The 18,080-nt window shown below is 54.7% G+C and carries 17 protein-coding genes; 3 read left to right on the forward strand and 14 right to left on the reverse strand.

Features of this window, described 5'->3' with window-relative positions; genetic code table 11:
• The first annotated feature begins 123 nt into the window (after positions 1–123).
• A complete protein-coding gene (gene xseA / locus AB2B48_RS12005; RefSeq protein WP_368301863.1) occupies positions 124–1,500 on the forward strand; it encodes an exodeoxyribonuclease VII large subunit in 1,377 nt (458 codons plus the stop codon).
• 44 nt (positions 1,501–1,544) lie between these two features.
• Here xseA and AB2B48_RS12010 read toward each other — a convergent pair whose 3' ends face one another.
• The 4 genes from AB2B48_RS12010 to AB2B48_RS12025 all read right to left on the reverse strand — a co-directional run bounded on the left by AB2B48_RS12010 (position 1,545) and on the right by AB2B48_RS12025 (position 5,512).
• Positions 1,545–1,766, reverse strand: coding sequence for a zinc ribbon domain-containing protein (locus AB2B48_RS12010; RefSeq protein ID WP_333012912.1), 222 nt, complete (start codon positions 1,764–1,766; stop codon positions 1,545–1,547).
• Positions 1,767–1,817: 51 nt separating this feature from the next.
• Positions 1,818–2,909 carry a Gfo/Idh/MocA family oxidoreductase gene (locus AB2B48_RS12015; protein ID WP_368301864.1) on the reverse strand — a complete coding sequence of 364 codons (1,092 nt, stop codon included), beginning with the start codon at positions 2,907–2,909 and terminating at the stop codon, positions 1,818–1,820.
• Positions 2,910–2,998: 89 nt separating this feature from the next.
• Positions 2,999–4,180 (reverse strand): cystathionine beta-lyase, encoded by a 1,182-nt coding sequence (metC, locus tag AB2B48_RS12020; RefSeq protein ID WP_368301865.1) that lies wholly within the window; start codon positions 4,178–4,180, stop codon positions 2,999–3,001.
• A gap of 51 nt (positions 4,181–4,231) precedes the next feature.
• A complete protein-coding gene (locus AB2B48_RS12025; protein ID WP_185668905.1) occupies positions 4,232–5,512 on the reverse strand; it encodes an amino acid permease in 1,281 nt (426 codons plus the stop codon).
• Positions 5,513–5,899: 387 nt separating this feature from the next.
• On the opposite strand from AB2B48_RS12025, the gene AB2B48_RS12030 reads away from it, so the two are divergent.
• Positions 5,900–6,877, forward strand: a complete 978-nt coding sequence (locus AB2B48_RS12030; RefSeq protein ID WP_368301866.1) for a LysR family transcriptional regulator — start codon at positions 5,900–5,902, stop codon at positions 6,875–6,877.
• A 4-nt stretch (positions 6,878–6,881) separates the two neighbouring features.
• Here AB2B48_RS12030 and AB2B48_RS12035 read toward each other — a convergent pair whose 3' ends face one another.
• The 3 genes from AB2B48_RS12035 to AB2B48_RS12045 all read right to left on the reverse strand — a co-directional run bounded on the left by AB2B48_RS12035 (position 6,882) and on the right by AB2B48_RS12045 (position 8,800).
• Positions 6,882–7,127 carry a DUF2543 family protein gene (locus AB2B48_RS12035; protein ID WP_123650323.1) on the reverse strand — a complete coding sequence of 82 codons (246 nt, stop codon included), beginning with the start codon at positions 7,125–7,127 and terminating at the stop codon, positions 6,882–6,884.
• 44 nt (positions 7,128–7,171) lie between these two features.
• A complete protein-coding gene (locus AB2B48_RS12040; RefSeq protein WP_368301867.1) occupies positions 7,172–7,648 on the reverse strand; it encodes a cold-shock protein in 477 nt (158 codons plus the stop codon).
• Between the two features lie 168 nt (positions 7,649–7,816).
• Positions 7,817–8,800 (reverse strand): GlxA family transcriptional regulator, encoded by a 984-nt coding sequence (locus tag AB2B48_RS12045; protein WP_368301868.1) that lies wholly within the window; start codon positions 8,798–8,800, stop codon positions 7,817–7,819.
• Between the two features lie 111 nt (positions 8,801–8,911).
• Here AB2B48_RS12045 and AB2B48_RS12050 point away from each other — a divergent pair, with 111 nt between their 5' ends.
• Positions 8,912–9,553: an HD domain-containing protein gene (locus AB2B48_RS12050; RefSeq protein WP_368301869.1), complete on the forward strand. Its 642-nt coding sequence runs from the start codon at positions 8,912–8,914 to the stop codon at positions 9,551–9,553.
• Between the two features lie 94 nt (positions 9,554–9,647).
• On the opposite strand, the gene der is transcribed toward AB2B48_RS12050, so the two are convergent.
• The 7 genes from der to AB2B48_RS12085 form a co-directional block, all read right to left on the reverse strand.
• A complete protein-coding gene (der, locus tag AB2B48_RS12055; RefSeq protein ID WP_185668900.1) occupies positions 9,648–11,123 on the reverse strand; it encodes a ribosome biogenesis GTPase Der in 1,476 nt (491 codons plus the stop codon).
• A gap of 97 nt (positions 11,124–11,220) precedes the next feature.
• Entirely contained in the window at positions 11,221–12,399 is a 1,179-nt protein-coding gene (bamB, locus tag AB2B48_RS12060) for an outer membrane protein assembly factor BamB (protein WP_185668899.1), read from the reverse strand.
• Positions 12,400–12,409: 10 nt separating this feature from the next.
• Complete coding sequence (locus tag AB2B48_RS12065; RefSeq protein ID WP_185668898.1) at positions 12,410–13,027, reverse strand: YfgM family protein; 618 nt, start codon at positions 13,025–13,027, stop codon at positions 12,410–12,412.
• A 33-nt stretch (positions 13,028–13,060) separates the two neighbouring features.
• On the reverse strand, positions 13,061–14,335 hold the full coding sequence (gene hisS / locus AB2B48_RS12070; RefSeq protein WP_220438302.1) for a histidine--tRNA ligase: 1,275 nt from the start codon (positions 14,333–14,335) through the stop codon (positions 13,061–13,063).
• A 91-nt stretch (positions 14,336–14,426) separates the two neighbouring features.
• Positions 14,427–15,545: a flavodoxin-dependent (E)-4-hydroxy-3-methylbut-2-enyl-diphosphate synthase gene (gene ispG, locus AB2B48_RS12075; protein WP_185668896.1), complete on the reverse strand. Its 1,119-nt coding sequence runs from the start codon at positions 15,543–15,545 to the stop codon at positions 14,427–14,429.
• A gap of 26 nt (positions 15,546–15,571) precedes the next feature.
• Positions 15,572–16,588: a cytoskeleton protein RodZ gene (gene rodZ, locus AB2B48_RS12080; protein WP_220438304.1), complete on the reverse strand. Its 1,017-nt coding sequence runs from the start codon at positions 16,586–16,588 to the stop codon at positions 15,572–15,574.
• 279 nt (positions 16,589–16,867) lie between these two features.
• A complete protein-coding gene (locus AB2B48_RS12085; RefSeq protein WP_333496813.1) occupies positions 16,868–18,034 on the reverse strand; it encodes a bifunctional tRNA (adenosine(37)-C2)-methyltransferase TrmG/ribosomal RNA large subunit methyltransferase RlmN in 1,167 nt (388 codons plus the stop codon).
• Positions 18,035–18,080 lie beyond the last annotated feature (46 nt).

The following is an 18,080-nucleotide window of genomic DNA, read 5'->3' on the forward strand; positions in this document are numbered from 1 at the left end:
GCGGCATTATACAGAGCGTAAGCGATTGCATCCACACTTTTTTGCACAAAATGCTTGCACTCACCTGTTAGCAGGTTACTATCGACTGAATAACCTGCTGATTTAGAATTTGATCCCGCTCACATGTTATCCTCACAAAGCCCCTCAATTTTTACCGTTAGCCGCCTTAACCAGACGGTGCGTCTACTGCTTGAGCAGGAGATGGGCCAGGTGTGGATTAGCGGCGAGATTTCAAACTTCACCCAGCCCGCTTCCGGCCACTGGTACTTCACCTTAAAAGACGATAACGCCCAGGTGCGCTGCGCGATGTTCCGCAACAGCAACCGCCGCGTGACGTTCCGTCCGCAGCATGGGCAGCAGGTGTTAGTCCGCGCCAATATTACGCTGTACGAGCCGCGCGGCGATTATCAAATCATCGTTGAAAGCATGCAGCCAGCGGGCGAAGGGTTGTTGCAGCAGAAGTATGAGCAACTGAAAGCGAAGCTCCAGGCCGAAGGCCTCTTCGACCAGCAATTTAAGCAACCGCTCCCCTCTCCGGCGCACTGTGTTGGGGTCATCACCTCGAAAACCGGGGCGGCGCTGCACGATATTCTGCACGTCCTGAAACGCCGCGATCCGTCGCTGCCGGTGGTGATTTACCCGACCGCCGTGCAGGGCGAAGATGCGCCGGGGCAAATCGTTCGCGCTATTGAGCTGGCCAACGCCCGCGGCGAGTGCGACGTGCTGATCGTCGGTCGCGGTGGCGGTTCGCTGGAAGATTTGTGGAGCTTTAATGATGAGCGCGTGGCGCGGGCTATTTTTGCCAGCCGCATTCCAGTCGTGAGCGCCGTCGGCCATGAAACCGACGTCACTATTGCCGATTTCGTCGGCGACCTGCGCGCGCCAACGCCGTCCGCCGCAGCAGAAATGGTCAGCCGTAATCAACAAGAGTTAGTCCGCCAGATCCAATCCGCCCAGCAGCGTCTCGGTATGGCGATGGACTACTACCTGGCTAACCGCAGCCGCCGCTTTACCCAGATGTTCCATCGCCTTCAGCAGCAGCACCCACAGCTACGGCTGGCACGCCAGCAAACGACGCTTGAGCGTCTCCGCCAGCGCATGAGCACGGCGCTGGAAAACCAGATAAAGCAGGCCAATCAACGCCAGCAGCGCATGATGCAGCGCCTCAATCAGCAGAATCCGCAGCCGCGCATTCATCGCGCCCAGTCGCGTATTCAGCAACTGGAATATCGTCTGGCCGAGAATATTCGCGCCCGCCTGAGCGAGCAGCGTGAACGCTTTGGCAATGCGGTGACGCATCTGGAAGCCGTCAGCCCGCTGGCAACGCTCGCGCGCGGCTACAGCGTCACGACTGCCAGCGATGGCAAAGTGCTGAAGCAAACGAAGCAGGCAAAAGCGGGAGAGATGCTGACGACGCGTCTGGCAGACGGCTGGGTGGAGAGTGAAATCCGCACGGTCACCGCGCAGAAGAAAACGCGAGCGCGTAAAAAAGCCGACTAAGCGCTGAGAATGACCGGGCATTTATGCCCGGTCTGAGACGTCCATTACTCACCGACAGGCGCCCACTCCACCCGTTTTTTCGATATCAATCCGTGGCCGTTCTGGCAGAAGTAGTCCACCGCGCCGCAGGCTTTCAACACTTCCAGCGGCTTCAGACACTCCGGGCAGCGCGCCTCCAGCGTAAAATCTTGCTCGCAGCGATCGCAGTGGGCCTGGTTACCCTGCACCTCCAGCGAGGCCTGACAGGTTGGGCAGATGAATTCCATGACGACTCCTTAACTCGGTTCTTGTGCCGCTATTTTACCACGACTCACCGCTCAATGTTCCCCACGCAGCTGCTGCTGGATACGCAAAAGCGTCTCCACTTCCGCCATCCGGCGCTGCGTCAGTTTCGCCACTTCGTCCGGGGCGCGGAAAAACAGGCTACGCTTACCGAGAATGTGCTCCGCGAGGCAGTGCGCGTAAATGGCGCCCGGCCGCGTCCAGCGCATCACGCTATCGCCATCAATCAGCTCCACGCTTTCACCGCCAGGAGCACGAGTCTGGCTGATAATCCTGCCGTCGTGCAGATAAATGCGGATCCCTTTGCGCTCTACGCCCGGCCCAGCGTATTTGTTCAGCCACAGATTCACCGGAATATGGCCTAGCGTACCTTTGAGATGCGCCTCCCCTTCCGCCGTTTCGATATCGCCGCGTGCAATAGGCCGTCCCAGCCGGTCCTTAACCTGCTCCGCCACCAGCTGAATATCATCGCTACCGCCGAGATAGCGCACCGTTTCACGCATCATGGCCAGCACGTGGGTGCCGATATCGACAATCACGCCGTCAGGATGGCGAAATTCACGGGTATCCGGCTCGCCGGTAGTAAAGTTCAGGGCGATAGGCTCCCCGGCGGCGTTAAAGCCGCTTGGCTCCAGCAGAAAGCCGTCGATGCCGGCAATATCATCCAGCGAAGTGACCAGCGGTGCAGTCACGCTCGCTGAATCCTCCGGCTGCCAGCGCTCATCCATTTTCCCCTGCGCCAGACACCACGCGCCATCGCGCGCCATCCAGTGGTCCAGCGCCAGCACGCGCTGGGCATTATCTTCATGGGCAAGCAGTTGACGCAGGCTATCAATCTGCTCCAGGGTGGCGGCGACCGGTTTTTCCACCACGATACGGGGGATGTTAGAACGCAGCGCCTGCTCGAGCGCAGGCAGATGCTGCAATGAAACGGTGGTGATAAACAGCACGTCGAGCGGCTTTTCCAGCAGCTCCGCCAGTGACGCACAGGCGCTGACGCCCGGCAGCGTGCGCTGTGGATTCAGATCGTATCCCCAAAGCGAAGAGATTGGGAACGACAGTCGCGCTAGCGCAGGAAGATAGGCGGTTTCCACCACCGCTCCCAGGCCGATAAATCCAATATTCATAATTTCCGACTCACGTATAAGTAAACGACATTTAGCGCCATTATGCGTGAAGCGCCATCGTGAATTATTGTTCACGATGGGCTATCGGGTTACAGAACCGCGCGCAATCGCGCAAAACCTTCTGCCAGATCGGTCTTCAGATCTTCCATATCTTCAAGGCCAATCTGGATACGCAGCGTCAGGCCACCCGGCTGCCAGGTGGTGGCGGTACGATAATCAGCGCAGTTAAACGGAATCATCAGGCTTTCGAACCCGCCCCAGGAATACCCCATGCCAAAAATGCCCATATGATCCAGCATGTTTGCCACACCCGCTTTGGTAAATTCCGGCTTAAGCACGAAAGAGAACAGCCCGGATGAACCGGTAAAATCACGCTTCCACAGCTCATGCCCCGGGCATTCCGGCAGCGCCGGGTGCAGCACTCTCATCACTTCAGGGCGTTCGCTCAGCCAGTGCGCCATCTCCAGGCCGCGTTTTTCCGCCTCTTTCAGGCGTAGATGCATGGTGCGCAAGCCGCGCAGCGCCAGGAAACAGTCTTCGGCACCGGGCAGCATCGCCATCAAATCGTAGGTCTGACGAAGCTGGGGCCACCAGTTTTCATTAGCCGACACCACGCCCATCAGCAGGTCTGAATGGCCACCGAGATATTTGGTCCCCGCCTCCAGCGACAGATCGCAGCCGTGCTCGTGGGCGCGGAAGAAAATCGGCGTCGCCCAGGTGTTATCGATGATGGTGGCAATATTGTGTTTTTTCGCCGCCCGGGTCATCGCCGGAACATCCTGAATCTCAAAGCTTTGTGACCCCGGTGACTCGAGGAACAGCGTAGTGGTATTGGGCCGGAACAGGCTCTCAATGTCCGCACCAATCAGCGGGTCGTAGTAGGTGGTTTCGATGCCCATTTTGGTCAGCATCCCGGCGCAGAAGTTACGGGTTGGCCGGTAAACGCTGTCGGGCATCAGCAGGTGATCGCCCGCTTTCAGCGTGGTCAAAAGCGACAGCGCAATCGCCCCCAGGCCAGACGGCGACAGCACCGTACCGGCAGCACCCGCCAGCGCGCTCCACGCATTCTCCAGGCTGGCAATCGTCGGCGTGCCCATGGTGCCGTAGTTAAACTCCGCGCGGTTATGTTCAAGGTCACTCACCGTCGGGAAAATCACCGTCGAGCCGCGATAGACCGGTACGTTCACAAATCCCGCCTGTTTACTGGCATCCCGGCCAAGCTGGGTGATTTGCGTGCTGATGTTAAAGTCGGATGTGGATCGATTACTCATGGATTACCTCATAAATTTCCCTGGTCGCGAAAACATCGTAACCACCGAACGTTACTCAAAGAACTTAAAGAAGGGCGATAGACACAGCAAGATGCCGAAGAAAATGATGAACCAGACCCCCGGGCCTTTAAACTGATGCAGCACCTTCACCTTATAAACCAGATAGCAAGGGATCAGGCAGGACACCAGGCCAAACAGCGGACTGCCAAGCTGCATAAAGAACAGGATCGAGAAACGCGTCGAGATCCAGACCCACAGCGCGAGGATCACACCAATGCTAATTGCCACGTGCAGCACCTTCTGGTTGATCTTCTCTTCAGGCATAAAGCGGGTGATAACGTTCACCACGATGCCCTTAATCGCCTCCTGAAAACCGAGGTAGATACCGAGAAACGCGGTGAGGATGGCAAAAATATTGAGCAGCGCGCTCATCACTTTAACCACTGAACCAGGAATGACCTGGGCGGCAATGGCAAGCGCCGAAATATTCTGTTCAAAAGCCGATACTGCCTGCTCGTGGCTAATGGCAAAGGTGAACGAAAAAGCAAAAAACAGCACCGCAACGGCCAGAATAATATAGGCCACCCGGTTGGCGCGAATCGCCCGGTAAGTTGCGATACGTTTATCGGTTTCTATCTTGCGATAGGCGATATTCATTGGGCTTAATATCTGCACAAACAAAATAGAAAACAATGTAAACGGCAGCGTCAGGAACACATCGCGCATAAACGTCAATATAGGTGGAAATGCGCTAATATTGCTGAAGTTCCAGTACGGCACCATCACCAGACCCAGCACCACGATAATGCCAAACTTCACGCACACCATGGGTCCTGAAACCTTAAACAGCAGCTTTTCACCCTGCGAGGCAATACAAACCAGGACCGTCAGGATAATCAACCCGTACCAGATAGAATCAGATAGCAGGCCTTTCGTCAGGCCAAAGGTTTGAATATAGGATGCGCTATCAAAGGTCACGGCCAGCGAGTAAGAAAACATACCGTGCAGCAGCATCAGGAAGTAGGCAATGCCTAAACCCATCCCCCAGTTTTTCCCCAGATATTGAGTGATGACGCTGGCGTAATCCTGACAATCATCTGTTTCTGACAGCGTCTTCAGATAGAGGCTTTGCAGAATATAAATCGCTGGATACGAAATTGCCACCGAAGCGATAAAGACCCAAATACCTTTAATACCCACCTGTACTGGCATAAAAACGATGCCTGAACCAATGGCCATACCAATGCAGAGAATCACCCAACCAACATCATATTTCGTGAAGGGCACGGATTTATATAAATTATTAGCTTTATTTTCGAGTATCTCAGCCATTAAATGCCTTCCTATTTATAAGTGTTATTTAGAATAGAAACTCAAAAAACTGGATTGAGGTGTCTGTCAGCACAAATGTTAGGGGATATGGCAGGGATAAAGAAAGGTCTGAACGGTGTTAATCACTAACAATACCTTTGCGTTTAACGCAAAAGTTGATAGCCATCTCAATTTTTAAGGAATACAATAAAAGCCTTTTAAAAACAAATAACTATACCATAAAAAGATTCTATTTTTCTTTCTGAGTCGGTTCGGGTAAGGTGACAGCAGGCGGCGTACTTTATTGCGCATAGCGAACAGGTCAGTGAGCGGTTCACCATTTCCGTGATGGTGTTCAAACTTCGAAATTTTTACGGCTATTGTTCAGCTAAAAAAAAAGGGGTAGCGATGTCATTAAATAAAAATGCGGCACTCGCAAAATTAAAAATTGATAACTATTCCATCTTTCATCATCTGAAAACGTTTATCAAAGTGGTGGAGTGCAATAGCTTTTCTGCCGCTGCGCAAAAGCTGAATCTGACGCCCTCTTCCGTGAGTCGCAGTATTGCCCAGCTTGAGGATCAGCTAGGGGTCGTTCTATTAAAGCGCACCACTCGCACCTTAATTCTGACCGAACCAGGTCAATATCTACTGTCCCGCGCACAGCGCCTATTAGAAGAGCTGGACGAGTCGCTGGCCAATATCGCCAGCTTTAACCATCACCCTCAGGGCAAGCTGCGCGTCACCTGCTCTATTGCTTTCGGCGTAGGCCATCTGATGCGTATTTATAGCGACTATCGTCAGGACAACCCGGACGTCACGCTTTCCGTCGATTTAAACGACCAGAACGTCAATCTTAACGAAGAGAATTTTGATATTGCCCTCAGAATTACCGCACACCCGCCTACCAATTTTGCGCTGCGCAAAATCTGCAAAATTAACTGGGTGTACTGCGCCAGCCGGGACTATTTCGCACGGCGCGGCGTGCCGCAACGGCTTGAGGATCTTGAGCAGCACGACTGTCTGATAAATCCTAACGTTTCCGATAACTGGCGCTATCAGAACGTCAACGGCAGCTTTAGCGCGCTAAAGGTGAACAGCATCATCGAAGTGAACAGCACGCTCGGGCTACTTCAGGCTGCGCTGCATCATCAGGGAATCGTCAGCCTGCCGACCTATATGCTGGGCGATTCGATTGCCCGGGGTGAGCTGGTGCCGGTACTGACGGAATATAGCACGAGGGAAAATGATTACAGCCTGTACGCGCTGTATCATCCGGGGCATTACCAGGATCCCAAGGTCAGAAGTTTTATCGATTTTCTGGTCGAGAGCATCGGGGAAAACCCCGACTGGGATCGCTGGATGCAACGCCCCGCAGAGGCGTAGCGCGTTACTCGTTGCCCCACTCGTTGAGGAAGTTGGCAATCTCATCAATACGCTGCGCACTGATACCGGCTTCGGTCGCCATCTCCTGCTGGGCTTCTTCGCTGATCTCTTCGTTATTCATTAAACGGGTCAGCAGCAGCTGGAAGTAGTGCGCCAGCGCATCCAGTTCGCTCTCGCCGACGGGCTTCGCCGATTCAGAGGCGTACTCTTCGGCAATATCATAATACTTCAGTGGAATGTCATTATTCATACATCGCTCCTGGGTTAATCTCATTCTTCGCGGTTGAGCTGGTCTCAGACCTTGAGCATTTTTACCGTGGCTTCAATATCAATCTCATCTTCCGAGAAAATGAGCGTCGTGCCCTGGAAAGTGGTGATTGCCAGCTTCTTCAGCGTGCGCATTTCACCCGCTTTCTCCGCTGATTTCGGCTTGATGCTGTTCATCAGAAGCCCAACGGACAGCACCGCATTCTCTTTATCAATACGGCTATCGGCAGGCACTTCCTCGCTGTACACCAGGAAGGATTTGATCGACGTAAGCTTGATGCGCTCGCCCGCGATATAGATATGTTTGCTTTCCGGGATAACTTTCACCGCGTAAGCAGACAGCCCTTTGTTGTTGGTGGTGGGTTCGAAGGTCACCGCGGCGTCTTTTTTAATCAGATCGGGGTTGGCAACCTTAATCACATGAAAATAGCGGTTATCGCCGTTTTCATCTTTGATAAACCCAAAACCTTTATCTTTAAACCAGGTTGTGATTGTTCCGTTCATCGACCTTACCGCCTACTTTAATCGTTTGTTGACTCAATTTTTGCAGCGCGCAGTGTAAAGCACAATGCCTGTACAGACTACGTCTTTGGCTTAAGTCTGGATGATAATTTTCGCCTACGCGAGAACAACCTGCCATAAGCGGCGTCATAAAGCGGTTACGTTCGCTGCTCACTCCGGCAATTGTGCCCACGGTCGGGCCACATTCAGCCGTCGGTACATCGACGGCGTGATACCGACGCGCTTAATAAACGCCCTGCGCAGCACGTCGCTGCTGGAGTACCCACACTGGCTGGCAATGGTTTTCAGCGGCAGCGTGCCGCTTTCCAGCAGCATTTTAGCCCGATCGATACGCCCAGCCTCCAGCCACTCTCCAGCGGCCATATTCATCTCCTGACGAAACAGCCTGCCCAGATGGCGGGCGCTAAGACCAATATGGTCAGCCATATCCTGCAGGCTCAGCACCGTCGACAGGTTGGCAAGCGTCCAGCGCTGCAAGTCCTGAAAGGCATTGCGACCGGTCGTAGAGACCGCGCTGTGGCGTATAAAGTGCCCCTGATTCACCGGGCGACGGAAAAACATCACCAGATTACAGGCTATCTCCTGCGCTACCTCGCGCCCCAGATCTTCTTCCACCAATCGAATGGCTAAATCCATACCCGAGGTCACCCCTGCCGCCGTTCTGACCGGGCCGTCCGCCACATACAACGCATCGGCATCGACCTCAACGTCTGAGAACGTCGCCATAAAGCGGGACGTCATGGCCCAATGGGTGGTGATTTTACGCTGGGTCAGCAGCCCCGTTTGCGCTAATAGAAACGCACCGGTACAGACGGAGCCGTAGCGGCGGCTACTGTCACAAAGCCTGCGGATTTGCGCGATTTGCTCATCGTTCAGCGTCTGTTGCCAGACTTCCGGCGCACCGGCTAGTAAAAACGTATCCGGCTGTAGCGCCGTGGTTTCCGCCAGTCGCGTATTCGCCACCAACTTCACGCCGGACGAGGCGCTCACCGTCATCTCTTCCAGTGCAATAACGGCAAACTCATACACCTCGCGATGCAGGATCCGGTTAGCCTCGGCAAAGACATCCAGCGGGCCGGAAACGTCCAGTAGCTGAACGCCGGGCACGGCAAGTAGAGCAATAACGCGTTTCATGAGCGGGGTGTCCTGATTCGATGCAATGTCTTAAATCGTCGCAATACGTCAATTCATGACATATAGAATGCCCTGTAAACTCCCCTTCAACAACCCATGAGGAGAAAAGATATGACCATCAACGTGCAAGGCATCCGTATTCCCGACAGCAAACTGGCTCGCGAAACCACCGAGTTTATTCGCGATACCGAAAGTGACCTGCTGTTCCACCACTCTAGCCGCGTCTACTACTGGGGGGCGCTGGCCGGAGCACGCCGGGAGCTGAAAGTGGACCACGAACTGCTGTACGTCGGCTGTATGTTCCATGATATTGGCCTGACGCATGGGCATTGCAGCTGCGATAAGCGATTTGAAGTCGACGGCGCCAACGCCGCCCGCGCTTTCCTGGAAGGCCACGGAATCCCGCCTGCCGATATTGATAAAGTGTGGACGGCGATAGCCCTGCACACCACGCCCGGTATTCCGGAATTTATGGCCCCGGAGATAGCGCTGTTAACCGCAGGTGTGGAAATGGACGTGCTGGGAATTGGCTATGACGAGGTTAGCGATGCGAGTCGTGAAACGGTCGTTCAGCAGCACCCGCGCCTGGATAACTTTAAAGAGAATATCATTAGTGCATTTTATGATGGGATTAAAGGTAAAACCCAGACCACCTTCGGCAACGTGAAGGCTGATGTTATCTGCGATAAAGACCCTGGCTTTGTGCCCGGCAATTTCTGCAGCGTGATTCGTCAGTCGCGCTGGAAATCATAATAGCGCCGGATGGCGCTTTGCTTATCCGGCCGACAACGGCCATAAAAAAACCCGCTCTCGCGGGTTTTTTGCTATTCGGCGCTTAAAGCATCACTTATTTGCTTTTCTTAATGTGTCGAATCAGACGCTGACGCTTACGCATCTGGGTTGGCGTCAGCGTATTACGTTTGTTCGCATACGGGTTCTCGCCTTCCTTGAACTGAATGCGGATAGGCGTACCCATCACATCCAGCGATTTGCGGAAGTAGTTCATCAGATAGCGCTTGTAGGAATCCGGCAGGTCTTTCACCTGGTTACCGTGGATAACCACAATCGGTGGGTTATAACCACCGGCGTGCGCATATTTCAGCTTCACGCGACGACCGCGAACCAACGGCGGCTGGTGATCTTCCGTCGCCATGGTCATGATGCGGGTCAGCATCGCGGTACCCACGCGGCGGGTCGAGCTGTCATACGCTTCACGGATAGATTCGAACAGGTTACCTACGCCGCTGCCGTGCAGTGCGGAGATAAAGTGCACGCGAGCAAAGTCGATAAAGCCCAGACGGTAGTCCAGGGTCTCTTTCACCTGCTCTTTCACTTCCATGCTCAGGCCGTCCCACTTGTTGACGACAATAACAAGTGAGCGCCCACTATTGAGGATAAAGCCCAGCAGCGACAGGTCCTGGTCAGAGATACCTTCACGGGCATCAATCACCAGCAGACAAACGTTCGCATCTTCAATAGCCTGCAGGGTTTTGATTACGGAGAACTTCTCAACCGTATCCGTTACCTTACCGCGCTTACGCACGCCTGCGGTGTCGATGAGGACGTATTCGCGCTCATCGCGTTCCATTGGGATATAGATACTGTCGCGGGTGGTACCCGGCATATCGTATACCACTACGCGGTCTTCGCCGAGGATACGGTTAGTAAGCGTAGACTTACCTACGTTCGGACGGCCCACGATAGCGATTTTGATTGGCAGGTCCTGCGGGTTGAAGTCGTCTTCCGGCTCTTCAACCGCTTCGCCATTCTCGGCTTCAAACTTCGCCCAGTACTCGGCATCTTCGTCCACTTCTTCCGGCGGGTTGACGTCGTCAACAAACGGCAGCAGAACGGTTTCCAGCAGCGTGGTTACGCCACGACCGTGGGAGGCCGCAATCGCGTGAATTTCACCGAGGCCCAGCGACCAGAAATCGGCAATCGCCTGATCCGGGTCAATCCCGTCGGTTTTGTTCGCCACCAGGAAGGTTGGCTTTTGACGAGAACGCAGATGTTTGGCGATACCTTCGTCCGCAGGCATCAGCCCCGCACGCGCATCCACCATAAACAGCACGACGTCAGCTTCTTCAATCGCCATCAGCGACTGTTCCGCCATGCGGGTTTCCACGCCCTCTTCCGTGCCATCGATACCGCCGGTATCGATACAGATAAACTCACGCCCTTCAACTTCAGCACGACCGTACTTACGGTCACGAGTCAGACCCGGGAAATCCGCAACCAGCGCATCACGAGTGCGCGTCAGGCGGTTAAAAAGCGTGGATTTTCCAACATTAGGGCGCCCGACAAGCGCGACCACAGGTACCATGTTAAAGCCTCATATACTCAAAATTTTGACAAAATCTATAAATAGCAAACGGCCCCTGAGCATTCAGGAGCCGTCCATTGCTGAATCAACGCCGCCGTTAACGCGTAATCGCGTAAACCGTACCGTCTTTCGCCTGAATCAGCAGTTTACCGTCAGCCACCACCGGCTCCGTCAGGAAGCCCGCGCTGTCAACCTTCTGCTGAGCGACGAAACGCCCATCTTCCGGGTTAATCCAGTGCATGTAACCTTCCGCGTCACCCACCACCAGGCTGCCATTATACAGCGCCGGAGAGGTCAGCAGACGGTGCAGCAGATCGCTCTGCGTCCACAGGGTCACGCCACCGTCGGTGGTCAGCGCCAGCAGACGGTCGTTCTGGTCAACGATGTAGATACGGTTGCCGTCAACGATGAAGTCATTCACCGAGCCCAGCTCACGCTTCCACATGATCTGACCGCTGCGCAGATCCAGCGCCGTCAGGTTACCATTGTAGGCTAACGCGTAGACAACGCCATTCACGATAACCGGCGTAGTATCTACATCGCTCAGACGATCGATTTCGGTTGAGCCAGTCGCCTGAGAAATACGCTGCTGCCAAATCATCTGGCCCTGCTGCATCAGTACCGCGCTCACGCGACCGTTATCGCCGCCAACAATCGCCGCGCCGAAGGCCACAGCCGGTGCAGATTCACCGCGCAGAGAGAGCGCAGGCATATCCAGGTTCACCGTCCATTTCACGACGCCGCTGTTTTCATCCAGTGCCTGCAGCTGACCGTTGCTGGTATGCACCAGCACCAGGCCATCGCTGACGGTTGGACGAGACAGCACTTCGCCTGCTGCCGTGGTTTTCCAGACAACGGAACCATCACCCGCATCCAGCGCATAAACCTGCGCTTTTTCGCTGCCCACATAAACGTGGCCGCCGGCAACGGTCAGGCCGCCGGAGAGCAGCGCTGGCTTACGAGAGAACCAGCCATCTTTTTCCGCCAGGTTGACGGACCACACTTCTTTGCCGTCATCCGCGTTCAGCGCTTTCACGGTACCTTTACGGTCTGCCGCGTAAACCACGCTGTCCGCATAAGCCGGATGCAGGTTAGAGTAGAAGTCACCGATACCGCTGCCGACGGAAACATCCCATGCGGTAGACGGCGTAAACTGGTTTTCTACGGTTGGCAGAGGAGACATTTTAACCACATCTTCTTCGCCGCTAAACAGTGAACAACCACTCAACAGAGTGACAGAAAGCAGTCCTGGCAAAAGTAATTTACGCAATTGCATCGGGTCCCTCTCAGACGGACAAATTATTAATTTTCATGCGCATCATTTCGCTCAGCGCGGGCGATGCATCGCTCTTAGCGCCAGCTTCCCACGCCGCACGTGCACCCTGCTTGTCACCTTTACTGAGCAGGATTTCCCCGCGTAAATCAGCAACAATCGCCGTCCAGCCTTCGCCCTTCACGCCTTCCAGCGTTTTCAGAGCAACGTCAGGCTGCTTCAGCTGTAGCTGAACGCGCGCCAGACGCAGGCTGATGACGGATTTCAGATTATCATCAGATGCGGCAGCCAGGCCCTGCTGCAGCTGTTTTTCAGCCTGAGCAAGGTCGCTTTTATCGACGAAGACCTGAGCCAGTTCCAGAGAAGCAAACGCACCATAGGTGTTTTTACTGTCGGCGGCAAATTTCTCCGCGGCGGCCAGCGCTTCCGGTTTCCCTGAACTCAGAGAAGAGACGGCGTTTTCATAAGCCGCAGAGGACTCACGGGCCGAATCTAACTGATGCGAGTTCCAGTAACGCCAGCCAACCAGCGCACCAATCCCAAGAATGACCCCAACGGCCAGCGCTTTACCATTTTCGGCAAAGAAGCTTTTAATCGCCTCAACCTGATCGTTTTCGTTATTAATTTCCACGCAGCCCTTCTCCTGATAATAATGTCCTGGAGATTAACCCAGAATAGTGCGCAAATGCGCGGCAACGCCTTCCTGCGTTACGGTTGTCTGCTCACCAGAGCGCAAATCCTTCACGACAACAGTGGCTTGCTCAACCTCAGACTCACCCAGAACCAGGGCAATACGGGCGCCCCATTTATCAGCGCGGGCAAACTGCTTCTTAAAGTTGCCGCCGCCGTGGTTGGTCATCAGCTTCACGCCCGGTAACGCATCACGCACCTGCTCTGCCAGACGCATGGCGGCTGACTGAGTATCGGTGCCTGAAGCGACCAGGTATATATCGACAACAGGATCGGCTTTAAATTCCGGATTAACTGCCTGAACTAATAAAACAAGACGTTCCAGACCCATCGCGAAGCCTACCGCAGGGGTAGCACGGCCGCCCAGTTGCTCAACCAGACCATCATAACGGCCGCCTGCACAAACGGTACCCTGCGAGCCGAGGCTGTTGGTCACCCATTCGAAAACGGTGCGGTTGTAGTAGTCCAGACCGCGAACCAGACGCTGGTTAACGGTGTAGGCAATTCCAGCGGCATCCAGCTGCGCGCACAGGCCAGCAAAGTGCTCACGGGACTCTTCGTCCAGATAGTCGCCCAGCGCAGGAGCGTTGTTCAGCAGCGCCTGTACGTCTGGGTTTTTGGAATCCAGCACGCGCAGTGGGTTGCTGTACATACGACGTTTGCAGTCTTCGTCCAGCACTTCTACGTGCTGTTCAAGGAAGGCCACCAGCGCGTCACGATAGTTGGCGCGGGCTTCCAGAGAACCGATGGAGTTCAGCTCCAGATTCACATGTTCTGCCATGCCCAGCGCACGCCACCAGCGCGCGGTTAGCATGATAAGCTCGGCGTCGATATCCGGCCCCTGCAGGCCAAACACTTCGACACCCAGCTGATGGAACTGGCGGTAACGTCCTTTTTGAGGGCGTTCGTGGCGGAACATCGGCCCGATGTACCACAGACGCTGCTCCTGATTGTACAGAAGACCATGTTCGATGCCGGCGCGTACGCAGCCCGCAGTACCTTCCGGACGCAGCGTCAGGCTATCGCCATTGCGGTCTTCGAAGGTATACATCTCTTTTTCAACCACGTCGGTCACTTCACCGATAGCGCGTTTGAACAACGGGGTCTGCTCTACAATCGGCAAACGGATTTCGCTATAACCGTAGCTGCCGAGCACCTGCTTGAGTGTGCCTTCAATGCGCTGCCAGATGGCGGTCTCGCCAGGCAGATAATCGTTCATGCCGCGAATGGCTTGAATGTTTTTTGCCACGTTAATTCTCTTTATATATAAAAATGAACCCTCGGCGCGTTCGGCACCTGGGGTTCAATCATACACAGGAAGCAAGCCGCTTCCCATCTCGTTATTTTTCAACCTGCTGAACGTCGATACGGCGCGCTTCATCAAGCACCGACGCTTTCGCGCGGATCCTTGCTTCAAGCTGGCTAATCATATCGTCGTTATCGACGCGATCTTTACGCACGCCGTCTTCATACAGGCCGCTTTTTTTGTTGCCGCCGGTCACGCCGAGCGTCGACACCAGCGCTTCGCCAGGGCCGTTTACCACGCAGCCGATGATCGATACGTCCATCGGGGTGATGATATCTTCCAGACGCTGCTCCAGCGCGTTGACCGTCCCGATAACGTCAAACTCCTGACGTGAACAGGTTGGGCAGGCGATGAAGTTGATCCCACGTGCGCGGATGCGCAGTGATTTCAGAATATCGAAACCGACTTTGATCTCTTCAACCGGATCCGCCGCCAGCGAAACGCGCAGCGTATCGCCGATCCCTTCAGAGAGCAGCAGGCCCAGGCCAATGGCAGACTTCACGGAACCGCTACGCAGACCGCCCGCTTCGGTGATCCCGAGGTGCAGCGGCTGATCGATCTGTTTAGCCAGCAGGCGATAAGATTCCACCGCCAGGAAAACGTCGGACGCTTTCACGCTGACTTTAAACTTGTCGAAGTTCAGACGATCGAGGTGATCCACATGACGCATTGCTGATTCCAGTAGCGCCTGCGGCGTAGGTTCGCCGTATTTTTCCTGCAGATCTTTTTCCAGCGACCCGGCGTTCACGCCGATACGGATAGGGATATTTTTGTCGCGAGCGCAGTCAACGACCATGCGAATACGCTCTTCGTTGCCGATGTTGCCCGGGTTAATACGCAGGCAGTCAACGCCATACTCCGCCACTTTCAGAGCGATACGGTAGTCGAAATGGATATCAGCAACCAGCGGGACGTTAACCTGCTGTTTGATAAGTTTGAAGGCTTCTGCGGCGTCCATCGTCGGCACGGATACACGAACGATATCCGCCCCCACGCGTTCCAACGCCTTAATTTGATTAACCGTCGCTTCAACGTCTGTTGTGCGCGTATTGGTCATCGACTGTACGGCGATAGGAGCCCCATCGCCGATCGGCACGTTCCCAACGTAAATGCGTGTGGATTTTCTACGTTGAATTGGAGCCTGGTTGTGCATGAAAAATCTCCCGCATTACGCGTCTGTTATTGTGCTGGTGATTGTTCAGCACTCACGGTCAGGCGCGCAACCTGGTTAGTTCTGATAAAGCGGCTCAGATCGACCGGTTTACCCTGGTAGGCGATCTGTACTGCGGCCGGTGCACCAATTTTCAGTTTGTAAGGCGCCTGGCCGCTCAGGTTCAGGTTACCACCTTTACGCTGCAGGCCGCTGAACAGCTTTTTACCGGTAGCGTCGGTCACTTCCAGCCAGCAGTCGGCGGAGAAGTTCATCACCAGCGCGTTAGCATCAGCAACCGGTGCGGCGGTTTGCGCCGGGTCGGTTGGCAGTGCACCCGGCGTTGCGGTCTGCGGTGCAGGGGTGGTGGTTTGCGCTGCGGTACCGTCGACGTTAGCCTGAGACGGTGCCACAACGGCGTTATTCTGTGCGGTCGCTACAGGTGCATCTGGAGCCGGGGTGGCATCCGCTGGTGCGGCAGTAGCGCTATCTGGGGTTGCTGCAGTATCGGTCGTAGCAGGAGTCTGCGCGGTATCCGCGCCGGTATTCAGCGGGATATCCTGCGAGTCGTTGCCGCTCGCTTTCAGCTCAACGGAAGATTGATCGGCCATGGTGGTGATCTCTTCCTGCTGCGCTTTATGGTTCTGCCACCACCAGGCGACGGTTAACCCGACAACCACGAAGAGGACAAGCCAGGTAAAGCTCATCAGCCAGCCATCACGTTTTTTGCGACGCTTGCCCAGGGAGAAGGTCTGCATCGGAGCGACTTTCGCCGCGCGTACCGGTGCTTGCTTTTCCATCATCGGCAGCAGCTCTTCCTCGGGGATATGCACAAGGCGAGCGTAGGAGCGGATATAACCACGCAAGAATGTTGAAGCGAGTTCAGCAGGCGCCTTATCTTCTTCAATATCACGAACGGTGGAAACCTTCAGGCACAAGCGTTCTGCAACGGCTTGCTGGCTGAGTCCGAGTTGTTCACGGGCAGTACGCAGACGGACACCCGTGGTTTGTGCTTCTTGTTGGTCGTGGTTGGTTTCAGTATTCATTCGCTACAACTGCTGATTCGTGAAATTTAAGGTTCTGATGCGGAACCGTACCCGCACCGCGAAACATCCGATCGTTGCTATCGGACAGACCGACAAACTGCCCGGTATACCCAACTTCAAAACAGCGTCAAAGGCCGTCGCTACGCTGTTGTTGCAACGCTACATACTGCCTCAATACTCATCGAAACGCACCGTAATTATTATCCAAATCAGTACGTTTCGCCTAATCCTTAAGCACTTGGCTTTACGTGCGCCTTTTCAGGCGCACGCCACGCTGAATTACAGCGCTTTCACGTCGATCGCTTCACCCTGCATACGCTTACGCATTGTACGCTTGGTGCGGTCGATAACGTCACCGGCCAGTTGGCCGCAGGCGGCGTCAATATCATCACCGCGCGTTTTACGCACAATGGTGGTAAAGCCATAGCCCATCAGCACTTTACAGAAACGGTCGATACGGCTGTTCGAGCTGCGGCCATACGGCGCGCCCGGGAACGGGTTCCATGGGATCAGGTTGATCTTACATGGCGTATCTTTCAGCAATGCCGCCAGTTCATGCGCATGCTCGGTACCATCGTTGATATGGTCCAGCATCACGTACTCGATAGTCACACGGCCCTGGTTGGCGTTGGATTTCGAGATATAGCCGCGAACAGATTCCAGGAAGGTGGCAATATTGTACTTTTTGTTGATAGGTACAATTTCATCACGGATGGTGTCGTTCGGAGCGTGCAGGGAAATCGCCAGCGCCACGTCAATCATATCACCCAACTTATCCAGCGCAGGCACAACGCCTGAGGTAGACAGGGTTACACGACGTTTGGAGAGACCAAAACCGAAATCGTCCAGCATGATTTCCATCGCTGGAACCACGTTGGTCAGGTTCAGCAGAGGCTCGCCCATGCCCATCATCACCACGTTGGTGATAGGACGTACGCCGGTCGCTTTGACGGCACCGACGATTTTCGCCGCGCGCCAGACCTGGCCGATGATTTCCGATACCCGCAGGTTACGGTTGAAGCCCTGCTGAGCCGTAGAGCAGAATTTACACTCTAACGCGCAGCCGACCTGTGAAGAGACGCACAGGGTCGCGCGGTCGTCTTCCGGGATGTAGACAGTTTCAACGCGCTGATCGCCAACGGCAATCGCCCATTTGATGGTGCCGTCAGATGAACGCTGCTCTTCCACCACTTCAGGGGCGCGAATTTCAGCGACTTCTTTGAGCTTGCCACGCAGCACTTTGTTGATGTCAGTCATCTCATCAAAGTCGTCGCAGCAGTAGTGATACATCCACTTCATCACCTGATCGGCGCGGAAGGGTTTTTCGCCTAAGTCTTTAAAAAACTCGCGCATCTGCGGACGGCTAAGATCCAGCAGGTTAATTTTTCCATCTTTGTTGGGAACCGCCGGGATGGCGCTCTCAGGCGTGACAATTTGTTCAGACATTTTCTATTCCGGCCTCGTTGTTACACGTTATGGCCCCTGGAGGGTT

Source organism: Kluyvera sichuanensis (assembly GCF_040930405.1).
Lineage (GTDB): Bacteria > Pseudomonadota > Gammaproteobacteria > Enterobacterales > Enterobacteriaceae > Kluyvera > Kluyvera sichuanensis.

Excerpts from the sequence above, each read along its gene's own strand:
- AB2B48_RS12030 (WP_368301866.1), top strand. The coding sequence starts at position 5,900 with ATGTCATTAAATAAAAATGCGGCACTCGCAAAATTAAAAATTGATAAC.
- der (WP_185668900.1), bottom strand. The coding sequence starts at position 11,123 with ATGGTACCTGTGGTCGCGCTTGTCGGGCGCCCTAATGTTGGAAAATCC.
- AB2B48_RS12010 (WP_333012912.1), bottom strand. The coding sequence starts at position 1,766 with ATGGAATTCATCTGCCCAACCTGTCAGGCCTCGCTGGAGGTGCAGGGT.
- AB2B48_RS12045 (WP_368301868.1), bottom strand. The coding sequence starts at position 8,800 with ATGAAACGCGTTATTGCTCTACTTGCCGTGCCCGGCGTTCAGCTACTG.
- AB2B48_RS12025 (WP_185668905.1), bottom strand. The coding sequence starts at position 5,512 with ATGGCTGAGATACTCGAAAATAAAGCTAATAATTTATATAAATCCGTG.
- xseA (WP_368301863.1), top strand. The coding sequence starts at position 124 with ATGTTATCCTCACAAAGCCCCTCAATTTTTACCGTTAGCCGCCTTAAC.
- AB2B48_RS12015 (WP_368301864.1), bottom strand. The coding sequence starts at position 2,909 with ATGAATATTGGATTTATCGGCCTGGGAGCGGTGGTGGAAACCGCCTAT.
- AB2B48_RS12040 (WP_368301867.1), bottom strand. The coding sequence starts at position 7,648 with ATGAACGGAACAATCACAACCTGGTTTAAAGATAAAGGTTTTGGGTTT.
- AB2B48_RS12050 (WP_368301869.1), top strand. The coding sequence starts at position 8,912 with ATGACCATCAACGTGCAAGGCATCCGTATTCCCGACAGCAAACTGGCT.
- ispG (WP_185668896.1), bottom strand. The coding sequence starts at position 15,545 with ATGCACAACCAGGCTCCAATTCAACGTAGAAAATCCACACGCATTTAC.
- AB2B48_RS12035 (WP_123650323.1), bottom strand. The coding sequence starts at position 7,127 with ATGAATAATGACATTCCACTGAAGTATTATGATATTGCCGAAGAGTAC.
- bamB (WP_185668899.1), bottom strand. The coding sequence starts at position 12,399 with ATGCAATTGCGTAAATTACTTTTGCCAGGACTGCTTTCTGTCACTCTG.
- metC (WP_368301865.1), bottom strand. The coding sequence starts at position 4,180 with ATGAGTAATCGATCCACATCCGACTTTAACATCAGCACGCAAATCACC.
- AB2B48_RS12085 (WP_333496813.1), bottom strand. The coding sequence starts at position 18,034 with ATGTCTGAACAAATTGTCACGCCTGAGAGCGCCATCCCGGCGGTTCCC.
- rodZ (WP_220438304.1), bottom strand. The coding sequence starts at position 16,588 with ATGAATACTGAAACCAACCACGACCAACAAGAAGCACAAACCACGGGT.